Below are 14,797 nucleotides of genomic sequence, written 5' to 3'. Positions count from 1 at the left end.
AAAACGCGCCCGAAGGCGCGTTGGCGGTAAACTCAATTTAAAGGATTACTCTTCTTCAACTTCTTCCGCGAAGCTGGCGTCTTTCACCGAGGTCGTGGCGCGACGGGCTTCACCTTTGTGCTGCACTTTATTGAGCTGCCGTTCCAGCTTGTTGATCAAATCGTTAATAGCGGTGTACATATCCTCGTGTTTTGCGCTGGCGACCAGATGGCCGTTTGGAGTATTGATAGTTGCGTCAGCGATGAAACCCTGCGGCTCCTTAGACAGGATGATATGTGGATTAATCAAGTGTGTTTGCCATTTATCCAGTTTGGCGAGACGGTCTGCGACGTGCTGGCGAATTGCCGGGGTAATTTCCATTTGTTTGCTGGTAATGTTCATTGTCATAAATTTTACCTCTTGTCTTTCCGTCTTGGTGATTCCAGCATACCTGTCCTAATGTCAAAATGTGTGATTTAGATCACGTTATTTTGTCGGTTTTTGTCAGGGAATCTTTTTGTGAGGCAGGGCAGGAAGAGGTGAGATTTACCTTGTCGAAGGCAAAAATTGCGGTCATAGTTGATAGGATGTGTTGAAGCTAAACCGCTTCAGCTTTGTCTGAATTGAATAAAAAAACGGCAGCCCGCTCGCTGCCGTTTTGCTTTGACGTCGCTATCAGGTGTTGCTGCTGTTCGCGGCGATGATTTTTGCTACCTTGTCTGCCTGTGCGGTCATCTGCATCTGGCGGTAAGCATTCTCCATCAGCTTCAGGCCGTCGCGGGTCGCCTGCGTATCCGGATAATCACGCAGCATTCCTTCTACACGGTTAACCACGGCAACCCATGCGCCACGACGGGTGTAGTATTCAGCAACCGAGTATTCGTATTTCGCCAGTCGGTCTTTCAGGAACACCAGACGTTTGGTGGCGTCGGTTACGTACTGGCTGTTCGGATAGCCGCGCACCAGTTTGGAAAAGTCGTTGAACGCATCACGCGCATGCTGTGGGTCACGGTCGGAGCGATCCACACCGAAGAAGCCCTGCAGGGCACTGTCATCCAGCGCCATGTTGGTAAGACCGCGCATGTACATTACATAGTCGATGTTAGGATGAGTCGGGTTCAGACGCATGAAACGATCGATGGTTGCCTGAGCCAGCGGCAGATCGGCATTTTTATAGTATGCGTAGATGAGATCTAACTGTACCTGCTGCGAATACGGACCAAATGGATAGCGATTATCCAACGCTTCCAGTTGCGTTATCGCCTGTTTCCAGTTACCGTCCTGCAACTTTTGTTGTGCAGTCGCATAGATTTCATTCGGCGGATTGTCAGGGACCTGTTCATTTGAACCGGAGCAGCCCACCAAAGCCAGGCTCAACGTGGCCGCTGCCACCAGATATTTCATGCGCGTCATGACGTTTTGACTTTCCTCAAATGTTTGTCCGGGAGAAACTCTGTTCCTGCTCCCGATTAAGACCAGCTACAATAGCACACTATATTAAACGGCAAAGCCGTAAAACCCAACGTTAAACGAAGAAGCAGTTTATGGCACAACGAGTAGAACTCACCGCAACAGTCTCCGAAAATCAGCTCGGTCAACGCTTAGATCAAGCTTTGGCCGAATTGTTCCCTGATTATTCGCGTTCACGCATAAAAGAATGGATTCTTGACCAGCGCGTGCTGGTAAACGGTAAAGTCTGGGACAAACCGAAAGAGAAAGTGTTAGGTGGGGAAGCTGTCGCCATCAATGCTGAAATCGAAGAGGAAATCCGCTTCGAGCCACAGGATATCCCACTGGATATCGTCTATGAAGATGATGACATTCTGGTGATTAACAAGCCGCGCGACCTCGTTGTTCATCCGGGAGCGGGGAATCCTGACGGTACGGTACTTAACGCACTTCTCCATTATTATCCGCCGATTGCTGATGTGCCGCGTGCCGGTATCGTGCATCGTCTGGATAAAGACACCACCGGTCTGATGGTGGTGGCAAAGACCGTACCTGCCCAGACTCGCCTGGTGGAATCACTGCAGCTGCGTGAGATCACCCGCGAATATGAAGCCGTGGCTATTGGCCATATGACTGCTGGCGGTACGGTTGATGAGCCGATCAGCCGTCACCCTACCAAACGTACTCATATGTCGGTGCATCCGATGGGTAAACCGGCGGTGACGCACTATCGCATTATGGAACATTTCCGCATTCATACGCGTCTGCGTTTGCGTCTGGAGACCGGTCGTACCCACCAGATCCGCGTGCATATGGCGCACATCACCCATCCGCTGGTGGGGGATCAGGTTTACGGTGGTCGTCCGCGTCCGCCAAAAGGAGCATCGGACGAGTTCATTAGCGTACTGCGCAAGTTTGATCGTCAGGCGCTGCACGCCACCATGCTGCGCCTTTATCACCCTGTTTCAGGGATTCAAATGGAATGGCATGCGCCGATCCCGCAGGATATGGTGGAGCTTATTGACGCCATGCGCGCGGATTTTGAAGAACACAAAGATCAAGTGGACTGGTTATGACCAAACTGATTGTTCCGGAGTGGCCACTGCCTGAAGGTGTGGCAGCCTGCAGTTCAACCCGCGTTGGCGGGGTAAGTCAGGGGGCGTGGGCGTCTTTGAACCTTGGCGCACACTGCGGCGACAACCTGGAACACGTTGAAGAAAACCGCTCGCGGCTGTTTGCTGCGGGCAACTTACCGTCTAAACCGGTGTGGCTTGAGCAGGTTCACGGTAAAGCCGTGCTGAAGTTGACGGGAGAACCCTACGCGTCTAAACGTGCCGATGCCTCCTACAGCGATACGCAGGGAACAGTATGCGCGGTGATGACAGCCGATTGCCTGCCGGTGCTGTTTTGTAACCGTGCGGGTACCGAGGTTGCGGCTGCTCATGCGGGCTGGCGTGGTCTGTGTGAAGGCGTGCTGGAAGAAACCGTCGCCTGCTTCAAAGACGATCCTGCAAATATCATTGCCTGGCTTGGCCCGGCAATTGGTCCTCAGGCATTCGAGGTGGGCCCAGAGGTTCGTGAAGCGTTTATGGCAAAAGATCCGCAAGCCGTTAACGCTTTCGAACCCGTGGGGGAAAAATATCTGGCCGATATTTATCAGCTTGCACGTCAGCGTCTGAATAATGTCAAGGTGACGCAGATCTTCGGCGGTGACCGCTGTACGTTCACCGAAAAGGGTGATTTCTTCTCTTATCGCCGCGACAAGACGACGGGGCGTATGGCAAGTTTTATTTGGCTGATATAACCTAAAGAATCAAGACGATCCGGCACGTGCCGTTTTCTTTTCACATAATTCAGGTCATTAACCTTGAATAATTGAGGGATGACCTCATTTAATCTCCAGTAGCAAATTTGACCTGTTATGGGAGGAGTTATGCGTCTGGATCGTCTTACTAATAAATTCCAGCTTGCTCTCGCCGATGCCCAGTCCCTTGCACTGGGGCACGACAACCAATTCATCGAACCTCTTCATTTAATGAGCGCCTTGCTGAATCAGGAAGGGGGATCGGTACGTCCATTATTAACATCTGCTGGCATTAATGCTGGCCAGTTACGCACTGCCATCGATCAGGCGCTGAGCCGTTTACCGCAGGTAGAAGGTACCGGCGGCGACGTTCAGCCGTCCCAGGATCTGGTGCGGGTGCTGAACCTTTGCGACAAGCTGGCGCAAAAACGTGGGGACAACTTTATTTCGTCGGAACTGTTTGTTCTGGCGGCGCTTGAATCACGCGGTACCCTGACCGACCTGCTGAAAACTGCCGGCGCAACCACGGCCAATGTGACTCAGGCGATTGAGAAAATGCGTGGGGGTGAAAGCGTGAACGATCAGGGAGCCGAAGACCAACGTCAGGCTTTGAAAAAATTTACGGTCGATCTGACCGAGCGTGCTGAGCAGGGTAAACTTGACCCGGTGATCGGCCGTGATGAAGAAATTCGCCGTACTATTCAGGTTCTACAGCGCCGTACCAAAAACAACCCGGTGCTGATTGGTGAACCGGGTGTTGGTAAAACCGCCATCGTTGAAGGACTGGCGCAGCGTATTGTAAACGGTGAAGTACCGGAAGGGCTGAAAGGCCGCCGTGTACTGGCGCTGGATATGGGGGCGCTGGTGGCCGGGGCGAAGTATCGCGGTGAATTTGAAGAGCGTCTGAAAGGGGTGCTTAACGATCTGGCAAAACAGGAAGGCAATGTCATTCTGTTTATCGATGAGTTGCACACCATGGTCGGTGCCGGTAAAGCAGACGGCGCGATGGATGCCGGGAACATGCTGAAACCTGCACTGGCACGCGGTGAACTTCACTGTGTGGGTGCCACGACGCTGGACGAGTACCGTCAGTACATTGAAAAAGATGCTGCACTTGAACGTCGTTTCCAGAAGGTGTTTGTCGCGGAACCAAGCGTGGAAGATACCATCGCGATCCTGCGTGGTCTGAAAGAACGTTATGAGCTGCACCACCATGTGCAGATCACTGACCCGGCGATTGTTGCGGCAGCGACGCTTTCGCATCGTTATATCGCCGACCGTCAGTTACCGGATAAAGCGATCGACCTTATCGATGAGGCCGCATCCAGCATTCGTATGCAGATAGACTCGAAACCGGAAGAGTTGGACAGACTCGACCGTCGTATTATTCAGCTCAAACTGGAACAGCAGGCACTCAAGAAAGAGTCTGATGAAGCCAGTAAAAAACGCCTCGATATGCTAAATGAGGAACTGGACGATAAAGAGCGCCAGTATTCTGAGTTAGAAGAAGAGTGGAAGGCAGAGAAAGCGTCACTCTCTGGCACTCAGACCATTAAGGCTGAACTTGAACAGGCAAAAATTGCCATTGAGCAGGCGCGTCGAGTGGGTGACCTGGCGCGAATGTCTGAGCTGCAGTACGGCAAAATCCCTGAGCTGGAGAAACAGCTTGAGATTGCGACGCAGTCTGAAGGCAAAACGATGCGTCTGTTACGTAACAAAGTAACGGATGCGGAAATTGCAGAGGTGCTGGCGCGCTGGACCGGTATTCCGGTAGCACGCATGATGGAAAGCGAACGCGATAAACTGCTGCGCATGGAGCAGGATCTGCATCAGCGCGTGATTGGCCAGGACGAGGCGGTTGAAGCGGTTTCCAACGCCATCCGTCGTAGCCGCGCCGGATTGTCTGATCCTAATCGTCCGATTGGTTCGTTCCTGTTCCTGGGCCCTACCGGGGTGGGTAAAACCGAGCTGTGTAAGGCGCTGGCTAACTTTATGTTCGACAGCGACGATGCGATGGTGCGTATCGACATGTCCGAGTTTATGGAGAAACACTCCGTTTCACGTCTGGTGGGTGCGCCTCCGGGATATGTCGGTTATGAAGAAGGTGGTTACCTGACAGAAGCGGTACGCCGTCGCCCTTATTCCGTCATCCTGCTGGACGAAGTGGAAAAAGCGCACCCGGATGTGTTCAATATTCTGCTGCAGGTCCTGGATGATGGTCGTCTGACCGACGGGCAGGGGAGAACGGTGGATTTCCGTAATACGGTCGTGATCATGACATCGAACCTGGGTTCCGATTTGATTCAGGAACGTTTCGGTGAACTGGATTACAGCCATATGAAGGATCTGGTTCTGGGTGTGGTTAGCCATAACTTCCGTCCGGAGTTCATCAACCGTATCGATGAAGTGGTGGTATTCCATCCTCTGGGTGAGAAACACATTGCTTCGATTGCACAGATCCAGCTGCAGCGTCTGTACAAACGTCTGGAAGAGCGTGGATATGAAATTCACATCTCTGACGATGCGCTGAAACTGCTGAGCGAAAATGGTTACGATCCGGTTTACGGGGCGCGTCCGTTGAAACGTGCTATCCAGCAGCAGATCGAAAACCCGCTGGCGCAGCAGATACTGTCAGGCGAACTGGTTCCGGGCAAAGTTATCCGTCTGGAAGCCAACGACGACCGAATTGTGGCAGTGCAGTAAGTCACAAAACGCAAAAACGAGCCGCTTGCGGCTCGTTTTTGTTTAAAAACCAGGCCAGAATTGAGGTCTGGGATGTAATTTGCCTGGAAAGTGAGCGGTCAGTAAATAATTTTCACTTTATCCTTGCAGCTTCAGAATAACTCCCTATAATGCGCCTCCACTGACACGGAATAACGGCACACACGCCGCCGGGTCAGCAGAGAAAAGCAAATTAAACGCTTGACTCTGAAGCGGGAAAGCGTAATATGCACACCCCGCGCCGCAGCGAAAACGAAGCGGCACTGCTCTTTAACAATTTATCAGACAATCTGTGTGGGCACTCAAAGTGACATGGATTCTTAACGTCCTCGGACGAAAAATGAATACCAAGTCTCAACGAGTGAACACGTAATTCATTACGAAGTTTAATTCATTGAGCATCAAACTTTTAAATTGAAGAGTTTGATCATGGCTCAGATTGAACGCTGGCGGCAGGCCTAACACATGCAAGTCGAACGGTAGCACAGAGAGCTTGCTCTCGGGTGACGAGTGGCGGACGGGTGAGTAATGTCTGGGAAACTGCCTGATGGAGGGGGATAACTACTGGAAACGGTAGCTAATACCGCATAATGTCGCAAGACCAAAGAGGGGGACCTTCGGGCCTCTTGCCATCAGATGTGCCCAGATGGGATTAGCTAGTAGGTGGGGTAACGGCTCACCTAGGCGACGATCCCTAGCTGGTCTGAGAGGATGACCAGCCACACTGGAACTGAGACACGGTCCAGACTCCTACGGGAGGCAGCAGTGGGGAATATTGCACAATGGGCGCAAGCCTGATGCAGCCATGCCGCGTGTATGAAGAAGGCCTTCGGGTTGTAAAGTACTTTCAGCGGGGAGGAAGGTGTTGTGGTTAATAACCGCAGCAATTGACGTTACCCGCAGAAGAAGCACCGGCTAACTCCGTGCCAGCAGCCGCGGTAATACGGAGGGTGCAAGCGTTAATCGGAATTACTGGGCGTAAAGCGCACGCAGGCGGTCTGTCAAGTCGGATGTGAAATCCCCGGGCTCAACCTGGGAACTGCATTCGAAACTGGCAGGCTGGAGTCTTGTAGAGGGGGGTAGAATTCCAGGTGTAGCGGTGAAATGCGTAGAGATCTGGAGGAATACCGGTGGCGAAGGCGGCCCCCTGGACAAAGACTGACGCTCAGGTGCGAAAGCGTGGGGAGCAAACAGGATTAGATACCCTGGTAGTCCACGCCGTAAACGATGTCGATTTGGAGGTTGTGCCCTTGAGGCGTGGCTTCCGGAGCTAACGCGTTAAATCGACCGCCTGGGGAGTACGGCCGCAAGGTTAAAACTCAAATGAATTGACGGGGGCCCGCACAAGCGGTGGAGCATGTGGTTTAATTCGATGCAACGCGAAGAACCTTACCTGGTCTTGACATCCACAGAACTTTCCAGAGATGGATTGGTGCCTTCGGGAACTGTGAGACAGGTGCTGCATGGCTGTCGTCAGCTCGTGTTGTGAAATGTTGGGTTAAGTCCCGCAACGAGCGCAACCCTTATCCTTTGTTGCCAGCGGTCCGGCCGGGAACTCAAAGGAGACTGCCAGTGATAAACTGGAGGAAGGTGGGGATGACGTCAAGTCATCATGGCCCTTACGACCAGGGCTACACACGTGCTACAATGGCGCATACAAAGAGAAGCGACCTCGCGAGAGCAAGCGGACCTCATAAAGTGCGTCGTAGTCCGGATTGGAGTCTGCAACTCGACTCCATGAAGTCGGAATCGCTAGTAATCGTAGATCAGAATGCTACGGTGAATACGTTCCCGGGCCTTGTACACACCGCCCGTCACACCATGGGAGTGGGTTGCAAAAGAAGTAGGTAGCTTAACCTTCGGGAGGGCGCTTACCACTTTGTGATTCATGACTGGGGTGAAGTCGTAACAAGGTAACCGTAGGGGAACCTGCGGTTGGATCACCTCCTTACCTTAAAGAACCTGCCTTTGCAGTGCTCACACAGATTGTCTGATGAAAAGTAAATAGCAAGGCGTCTTGCGATTGAGACTGTACGTCCCCTTCGTCTAGAGGCCCAGGACACCGCCCTTTCACGGCGGTAACAGGGGTTCGAATCCCCTAGGGGACGCCACTTGCTGGTTCGTGAGTGAAAGTCACCTGCCGTCATATCTCAAAACTGACTTGCGAGTCATGTTTGAGATATTTGCTCTTTAAAAATCTGGATCAAGCTGAAAATTGAAACGACACATCTTTAATGGTGTGTTCGAGTCTCTCAAATTTTCGCAATCATGAAGTGAAACATCTTCGGGTTGTGAGGTTAAGCGACTAAGCGTACACGGTGGATGCCCTGGCAGTCAGAGGCGATGAAGGACGTGCTAATCTGCGAAAAGCGCCGGCGAGGTGATATGAACCCTTGACCCGGCGATGTCCGAATGGGGAAACCCAGTGCAATCCGTTGCACTATCGTTAACTGAATACATAGGTTAACGAGGCGAACCGGGGGAACTGAAACATCTAAGTACCCCGAGGAAAAGAAATCAACCGAGATTCCCCCAGTAGCGGCGAGCGAACGGGGAGCAGCCCAGAGTCTGAATCAGCTTGTGTGTTAGTGGAAGCGTCTGGAAAGTCGCACGGTACAGGGTGAAAGTCCCGTACACGAAAACACACAGGCTGTGAACTCGAAGAGTAGGGCGGGACACGTGGTATCCTGTCTGAATATGGGGGGACCATCCTCCAAGGCTAAATACTCCTGACTGACCGATAGTGAACCAGTACCGTGAGGGAAAGGCGAAAAGAACCCCGGCGAGGGGAGTGAAAAAGAACCTGAAACCGTGTACGTACAAGCAGTGGGAGCACCTTCGTGGTGTGACTGCGTACCTTTTGTATAATGGGTCAGCGACTTATATTCTGTAGCAAGGTTAACCGTATAGGGGAGCCGAAGGGAAACCGAGTCTTAACTGGGCGTTAAGTTGCAGGGTATAGACCCGAAACCCGGTGATCTAGCCATGGGCAGGTTGAAGGTTGGGTAACACTAACTGGAGGACCGAACCGACTAATGTTGAAAAATTAGCGGATGACCTGTGGCTGGGGGTGAAAGGCCAATCAAACCGGGAGATAGCTGGTTCTCCCCGAAAGCTATTTAGGTAGCGCCTCGTGAACTCATCTTCGGGGGTAGAGCACTGTTTCGGCTAGGGGGCCATCCCGGCTTACCAACCCGATGCAAACTACGAATACCGAAGAATGTTATCACGGGAGACACACGGCGGGTGCTAACGTCCGTCGTGAAGAGGGAAACAACCCAGACCGCCAGCTAAGGTCCCAAAGTCATGGTTAAGTGGGAAACGATGTGGGAAGGCCCAGACAGCCAGGATGTTGGCTTAGAAGCAGCCATCATTTAAAGAAAGCGTAATAGCTCACTGGTCGAGTCGGCCTGCGCGGAAGATGTAACGGGGCTAAACCATGCACCGAAGCTGCGGCAGCGACGCTTATGCGTTGTTGGGTAGGGGAGCGTTCTGTAAGCCGTTGAAGGTGGCCTGTGAGGGTTGCTGGAGGTATCAGAAGTGCGAATGCTGACATAAGTAACGATAAAGCGGGTGAAAGGCCCGCTCGCCGGAAGACCAAGGGTTCCTGTCCAACGTTAATCGGGGCAGGGTGAGTCGACCCCTAAGGCGAGGCCGAAAGGCGTAGTCGATGGGAAACAGGTTAATATTCCTGTACTTGGTGTTACTGCGAAGGGGGGACGGAGAAGGCTATGTTAGCCGGGCGACGGTTGTCCCGGTTTAAGCATGTAGGCGGAGGTTCCAGGTAAATCCGGTACCTTTTAACGCTGAGGTGTGATGACGAGGCACTACGGTGCTGAAGTAACAAATGCCCTGCTTCCAGGAAAAGCCTCTAAGCATCAGGTAACACGAAATCGTACCCCAAACCGACACAGGTGGTCAGGTAGAGAATACCAAGGCGCTTGAGAGAACTCGGGTGAAGGAACTAGGCAAAATGGTGCCGTAACTTCGGGAGAAGGCACGCTGATATGTAGGTGAAGCCCCTGCGGGTGGAGCTGAAATCAGTCGAAGATACCAGCTGGCTGCAACTGTTTATTAAAAACACAGCACTGTGCAAACACGAAAGTGGACGTATACGGTGTGACGCCTGCCCGGTGCCGGAAGGTTAATTGATGGGGTTAGCGGTAACGCGAAGCTCTTGATCGAAGCCCCGGTAAACGGCGGCCGTAACTATAACGGTCCTAAGGTAGCGAAATTCCTTGTCGGGTAAGTTCCGACCTGCACGAATGGCGTAATGATGGCCAGGCTGTCTCCACCCGAGACTCAGTGAAATTGAACTCGCTGTGAAGATGCAGTGTACCCGCGGCAAGACGGAAAGACCCCGTGAACCTTTACTATAGCTTGACACTGAACACTGGTCCTTGATGTGTAGGATAGGTGGGAGGCTTTGAAGCGTGGACGCCAGTCTGCGTGGAGCCATCCTTGAAATACCACCCTTTAATGGCTGGTGTTCTAACGTAGACCCTTTACCCGGGTTGCGGACAGTGTATGGTGGGTAGTTTGACTGGGGCGGTCTCCTCCCAAAGAGTAACGGAGGAGCACGAAGGTTAGCTAATCCTGGTCGGACATCAGGAGGTTAGTGCAATGGCATAAGCTAGCTTGACTGCGAGAGTGACGGCTCGAGCAGGTGCGAAAGCAGGTCATAGTGATCCGGTGGTTCTGAATGGAAGGGCCATCGCTCAACGGATAAAAGGTACTCCGGGGATAACAGGCTGATACCGCCCAAGAGTTCATATCGACGGCGGTGTTTGGCACCTCGATGTCGGCTCATCACATCCTGGGGCTGAAGTAGGTCCCAAGGGTATGGCTGTTCGCCATTTAAAGTGGTACGCGAGCTGGGTTTAGAACGTCGTGAGACAGTTCGGTCCCTATCTGCCGTGGGCGCTGGAGAATTGAGGGGGGCTGCTCCTAGTACGAGAGGACCGGAGTGGACGCATCACTGGTGTTCGGGTTGTCATGCCAATGGCACTGCCCGGTAGCTAAATGCGGAAGAGATAAGTGCTGAAAGCATCTAAGCACGAAACTTGCCCCGAGATGAGTTCTCCCTGAGACTTAAAGTCTCCTGAAGGAACGTTAAAGACGATGACGTTGATAGGTCGGGTGTGTAAGCGCAGCGATGCGTTGAGCTAACCGATACTAATGAACCGTGAGGCTTAACCTTACAACGCCGAAGATGTTTTGGCGAAGAGACAGAATTTCAGCTTTGATTCAGAGTCCGAAGGATTTTGCGCTGAGACAAGGCGGCAAGCGAAGGAAAGGAAGGAGCATACTGAGGTATGTGACTGACTTTACGAGAGCAGCCAACGCAGTATCAGCCCAAAAGACACAGGACAGAGCACAAGAATTTGCCTGGCGGCTGTAGCGCGGTGGTCCCACCTGACCCCATGCCGAACTCAGAAGTGAAACGCCGTAGCGCCGATGGTAGTGTGGGGTCTCCCCATGTGAGAGTAGGGAACTGCCAGGCATCAAATAAGAAGAACCCCGTACCGTAAGGTGCGGGGTTTTTTGCTTTTGTTTTCTCCCTCACCCAGCGGGAGAGGGCATCAGACCGCACCATTCCCCTCCTGGGCTTTCTCCGGAACTTACCTTGCTAACGAAATTTGTGATCTCTCTCGCAATGTTATTGATAACAAAATAATAACATTTAATTTACAAGGTATTGAGTTCCTTCAGAGCTCAACATGCCGTTGTTTATGGCAGGAGTATAATCATAATGACCGAAAGCATTACATCGAACGGGACGCTGGTTGCCAGTGATACCCGAAGAAGGGTATGGGCAATTGTTAGTGCCTCATCCGGTAACCTGGTTGAATGGTTCGACTTTTACGTCTACTCATTCTGTTCACTTTACTTCGCACATATTTTCTTCCCGTCAGGAAACACCACAACGCAGCTACTGCAAACGGCAGGTGTATTTGCAGCAGGATTCTTAATGCGGCCGATTGGTGGCTGGTTATTTGGCCGTATCGCAGACCGTCGCGGGCGTAAAACCTCCATGCTGATCTCGGTCTGCATGATGTGTTTTGGTTCCCTTATCATCGCCTGTCTGCCGGGGTATGACGCTATCGGAACCTGGGCTCCCGCCCTTTTATTGCTGGCTCGTTTATTCCAGGGACTCTCCGTTGGGGGAGAGTACGGCACCAGCGCCACGTACATGAGTGAAATTGCACTTGAAGGTCGGAAGGGTTTTTACGCCTCTTTCCAGTATGTCACGCTCATCGGCGGTCAACTGCTGGCCATTCTGGTTGTCGTGATCCTGCAGCAGATCCTCACAGACAGCCAGCTTCATGAATGGGGATGGCGAATTCCTTTCGCGATGGGAGCTGCACTGGCGATCGTCGCGCTTTGGCTGCGCCGTCAGTTAGACGAAACCTCGCAAAAAGAGGTCAGGGCGCTGAAGGAAGCGGGATCGTTTAAAGGACTGTGGCGAAACCGCAAAGCTTTCCTGATGGTTCTCGGTTTCACCGCCGGTGGTTCACTCAGTTTTTATACTTTTACCACCTACATGCAAAAGTATCTGGTGAATACCACGGGAATGCACGCCAACGTCGCCAGCGTCATCATGACCGCCGCGCTCTTCGTCTTTATGCTGATACAGCCGCTAATTGGTGCGCTCTCAGATAAGATCGGCCGTCGCACATCGATGTTGATTTTTGGTGGTATGTCCGCCTTATGTACCGTCCCCATTTTAACCGCGCTTCAGCACGTCTCATCACCTTATGCCGCATTTGCTCTGGTGATGCTGGCGATGGTGATTGTGAGTTTCTACACCTCGATCAGCGGAATACTCAAGGCCGAGATGTTCCCGGCACAGGTACGTGCTTTGGGAGTAGGGCTTTCTTATGCGGTCGCCAATGCCCTGTTTGGTGGTTCGGCGGAGTACGTTGCGCTGTCCCTGAAATCATGGGGAAGCGAAACGACATTCTTCTGGTATGTGACGATCATGGGGGCGCTGGCCTTTATCGTATCCCTGATGCTGCATCGCAAAGGGAAAGGTATTCGTCTTTAATAATGCGCCATCTGCCACACGGCATAGCCGGTCGTGGCACCGGCAACATCCCAGGCAAAATCTTTCCAGCTCCAGCCGCTCCCTGAGGGGCGGCTATCCCATAATTCTTTCGATGCCCCAAGGCTGACTGAGAACATCAGGCCGATTGCCGCACTACGATCCCGGCTATACCCCTGGTGCTGGGCGTACTCATTACCGGCAGCGGACAACATCGCGGATGCGAGGAAGTGTTGCGCTTTATCCTGGCCGGACCAACTATCGTTCGCCATATGGCTACAGCCGGTTAAACAGAGGGTCATGACTAACAGAAGAAGACGCATCAACAGCTCCATAAAAAAGCCCTGCGGGTGGCAGGGCCTGGATATTACAGAATACGGCTGATAAGACGATCGATACGGATGCGACGCAAACGGCGAATAAGCTTACGAACCTTCACCGGATAATCGGCAATGCTCTGTAGCTCGCGGTAATGACGAACAACCGTCGTATGTGTACGAATAAGTTCCAGTTCACGTTCACGCTGTGCGGCCAGCTCATGTTGTGGATCGTGGATCAGAATCGCGTTTTCCAGATCCAGACGCCAGGCACGAGGGTTCAGGTTGTTGCCGGTCAGCAGCATCCATTCATCATCAACCCACATTCCTTTGAGATGATAGCTGTTATCTTCATCTTTCCAGAGACGCACCACCAGCTGGTCGGTGTTTACGTAATACTGTAAGCGACTGAGGAAACGACGCAGGTTAATCTCATAAAGGTAGGGCAGGGCGCCGATGATTTTGAAGGGTTGATCTTCAGGAATGAAAAAGTCATTTGCCGTTTTATCACCGACAATGATTTCCACTTTTTTACCGTCGCGCAGCAGCTGAATGATATTGCGCACCAGCACGGCGGGAAGGTTAAAGTACGGCGTACAGATAGTGAGCTTCTGCTCCGCGCACGGCATCAGATGGAAAATCGTTTTGTTCAGCAGGCTGGATTTGCCTAAGCCCACCAGAGGTGTAACGGACAACTCCTCGTTGTTTGCATCGCCCTGGAAATGATAAACCGCATCGCGCAGCTCCTGGCGGAACGCGCGAACGTCGTTTTTGATTTCCGGGCTTTTCGGTCGATGAGGATCGTCAAGGCGATTCACACCACGGCCATGTACCAGATGCTTATCCACCCAGTTAAACATGATGTCGGCCATCTGCGAATTACGGATCAGATGGTAGCGGTCGTAGCGATACTTATCGAGCTGATGAAGGTAAACATCATTCAGACTCGCGCCACTATAAAGCACGCTGTCATCGATGATGAACCCTTTGAAATGGAGTACGCCAAGCGCTTCACGGGTATTCACTGGCACCCCGTAAACAGGGACATCAACGCCAGGATTTTCCTGCGCCGTGCGGCAATACCAGTCTGCATTTGTATTTGAAGCAGCAGCGCCAATACGGCCACGCTGAGCGCGGTGCCAGTCAACCAGCACGCGAACATCCAGTTCAGGACGCTGACGCTTGGCTTCGTAGAGCGCATTCAGGATCGCGCGGCCACCTTCATCTTGTTCAAGATAGAGTGCCACAATGCAAATGCGTCGCGTGGCGCTGGCAATCTTTTCCAGAAGCGTCTCCCGAAAATGAGCGGGAGCGTAAAAGAACTCTACATCATCAACTGACTGAGAAATCTTCGGTAGTTGAGCAAGGTGTTGTTGATGTTTATTACGCTTAAATTTTGACAACATCACAGTGCGTTTCTTCTCTGTTCATTGAAGGGTTGTCTGTACCATGCAAACAACATAAGCGGACAATGATACCACC

At 52.3% G+C, this 14,797-nt stretch carries 8 protein-coding genes, 1 tRNA gene and 3 rRNA genes; 8 read left to right on the top strand and 4 right to left on the bottom strand.

Annotated elements, in window-relative coordinates; all coding sequences use genetic code 11:
• Positions 1 to 45: 45 nt before the first annotated feature.
• Both raiA and bamD read right to left on the bottom strand, forming a co-directional pair.
• Positions 46 to 387 (bottom strand): ribosome-associated translation inhibitor RaiA, encoded by a 342-nt coding sequence (gene raiA, locus ECL_RS19585; protein WP_008502470.1) that lies wholly within the window; start codon positions 385 to 387, stop codon positions 46 to 48.
• A gap of 267 nt (positions 388 to 654) precedes the next feature.
• Complete coding sequence (gene bamD, locus ECL_RS19580; protein ID WP_013098339.1) at positions 655 to 1,392, bottom strand: outer membrane protein assembly factor BamD; 738 nt, start codon at positions 1,390 to 1,392, stop codon at positions 655 to 657.
• A gap of 131 nt (positions 1,393 to 1,523) precedes the next feature.
• Between bamD and rluD the strand changes: the two genes are divergently transcribed.
• The 8 genes from rluD to ECL_RS19540 all read left to right on the top strand — a co-directional run bounded on the left by rluD (position 1,524) and on the right by ECL_RS19540 (position 13,001).
• Entirely contained in the window at positions 1,524 to 2,504 is a 981-nt protein-coding gene (gene rluD / locus ECL_RS19575; protein WP_044157452.1) for a 23S rRNA pseudouridine(1911/1915/1917) synthase RluD, read from the top strand.
• Complete coding sequence (yfiH, locus tag ECL_RS19570; RefSeq protein WP_013098337.1) at positions 2,501 to 3,232, top strand: purine nucleoside phosphorylase YfiH; 732 nt, start codon at positions 2,501 to 2,503, stop codon at positions 3,230 to 3,232. The genes rluD and yfiH overlap by 4 nt, the downstream gene beginning before the upstream one ends.
• A gap of 129 nt (positions 3,233 to 3,361) precedes the next feature.
• Positions 3,362 to 5,935, top strand: coding sequence for an ATP-dependent chaperone ClpB (gene clpB, locus ECL_RS19565; RefSeq protein ID WP_013098336.1), 2,574 nt, complete (start codon positions 3,362 to 3,364; stop codon positions 5,933 to 5,935).
• Positions 5,936 to 6,364: 429 nt separating this feature from the next.
• Positions 6,365 to 7,904, top strand: a 16S ribosomal RNA gene (locus tag ECL_RS19560).
• Between the two features lie 84 nt (positions 7,905 to 7,988).
• Positions 7,989 to 8,064 (top strand) — tRNA-Glu (locus ECL_RS19555).
• A gap of 184 nt (positions 8,065 to 8,248) precedes the next feature.
• Positions 8,249 to 11,153 (top strand): 23S ribosomal RNA (locus tag ECL_RS19550).
• Positions 11,154 to 11,340: 187 nt separating this feature from the next.
• A 5S ribosomal RNA gene (gene rrf, locus ECL_RS19545) occupies positions 11,341 to 11,456 on the top strand.
• The 16S, 23S and 5S rRNA genes sit together here with 1 tRNA gene alongside, the layout of an rRNA operon.
• Before the next feature lie 249 nt (positions 11,457 to 11,705).
• The gene (locus ECL_RS19540; protein WP_013098335.1) at positions 11,706 to 13,001 is read left to right on the top strand and encodes an MFS transporter; all 1,296 of its coding nucleotides are present in this window, start codon (positions 11,706 to 11,708) and stop codon (positions 12,999 to 13,001) included.
• Here ECL_RS19540 and ECL_RS19535 read toward each other — a convergent pair.
• A complete protein-coding gene (locus tag ECL_RS19535) occupies positions 12,998 to 13,321 on the bottom strand; it encodes a YfiM family lipoprotein (RefSeq protein WP_020685902.1) in 324 nt (107 codons plus the stop codon). The two genes, ECL_RS19540 and ECL_RS19535, sit on opposite strands and share 4 nt — an antisense overlap.
• 44 nt (positions 13,322 to 13,365) lie before the next feature.
• Positions 13,366 to 14,721 (bottom strand): CDP-diacylglycerol--serine O-phosphatidyltransferase, encoded by a 1,356-nt coding sequence (gene pssA, locus ECL_RS19530; RefSeq protein ID WP_029882218.1) that lies wholly within the window; start codon positions 14,719 to 14,721, stop codon positions 13,366 to 13,368.
• Between the last annotated feature and the right edge of the window lie 76 nt (positions 14,722 to 14,797).

The sequence above is a fragment of the Enterobacter cloacae subsp. cloacae ATCC 13047 genome (genome assembly GCF_000025565.1).
Classification (GTDB): domain Bacteria; phylum Pseudomonadota; class Gammaproteobacteria; order Enterobacterales; family Enterobacteriaceae; genus Enterobacter; species Enterobacter cloacae.
Note: the sequence above shows the minus strand (reverse complement) of the source record. Positions and strands in the feature narration are given on the sequence as shown.

What these genes read in the sequence shown, in the direction of transcription:
- raiA (WP_008502470.1), bottom strand. Translation starts at nt 387, where the DNA reads ATGACAATGAACATTACCAGCAAACAAATGGAAATTACCCCGGCAATT.
- bamD (WP_013098339.1), bottom strand. Translation starts at nt 1,392, where the DNA reads ATGACGCGCATGAAATATCTGGTGGCAGCGGCCACGTTGAGCCTGGCT.
- rluD (WP_044157452.1), top strand. Translation starts at nt 1,524, where the DNA reads ATGGCACAACGAGTAGAACTCACCGCAACAGTCTCCGAAAATCAGCTC.
- yfiH (WP_013098337.1), top strand. Translation starts at nt 2,501, where the DNA reads ATGACCAAACTGATTGTTCCGGAGTGGCCACTGCCTGAAGGTGTGGCA.
- clpB (WP_013098336.1), top strand. Translation starts at nt 3,362, where the DNA reads ATGCGTCTGGATCGTCTTACTAATAAATTCCAGCTTGCTCTCGCCGAT.
- ECL_RS19540 (WP_013098335.1), top strand. Translation starts at nt 11,706, where the DNA reads ATGACCGAAAGCATTACATCGAACGGGACGCTGGTTGCCAGTGATACC.
- ECL_RS19535 (WP_020685902.1), bottom strand. Translation starts at nt 13,321, where the DNA reads ATGCGTCTTCTTCTGTTAGTCATGACCCTCTGTTTAACCGGCTGTAGC.
- pssA (WP_029882218.1), bottom strand. Translation starts at nt 14,721, where the DNA reads ATGTTGTCAAAATTTAAGCGTAATAAACATCAACAACACCTTGCTCAA.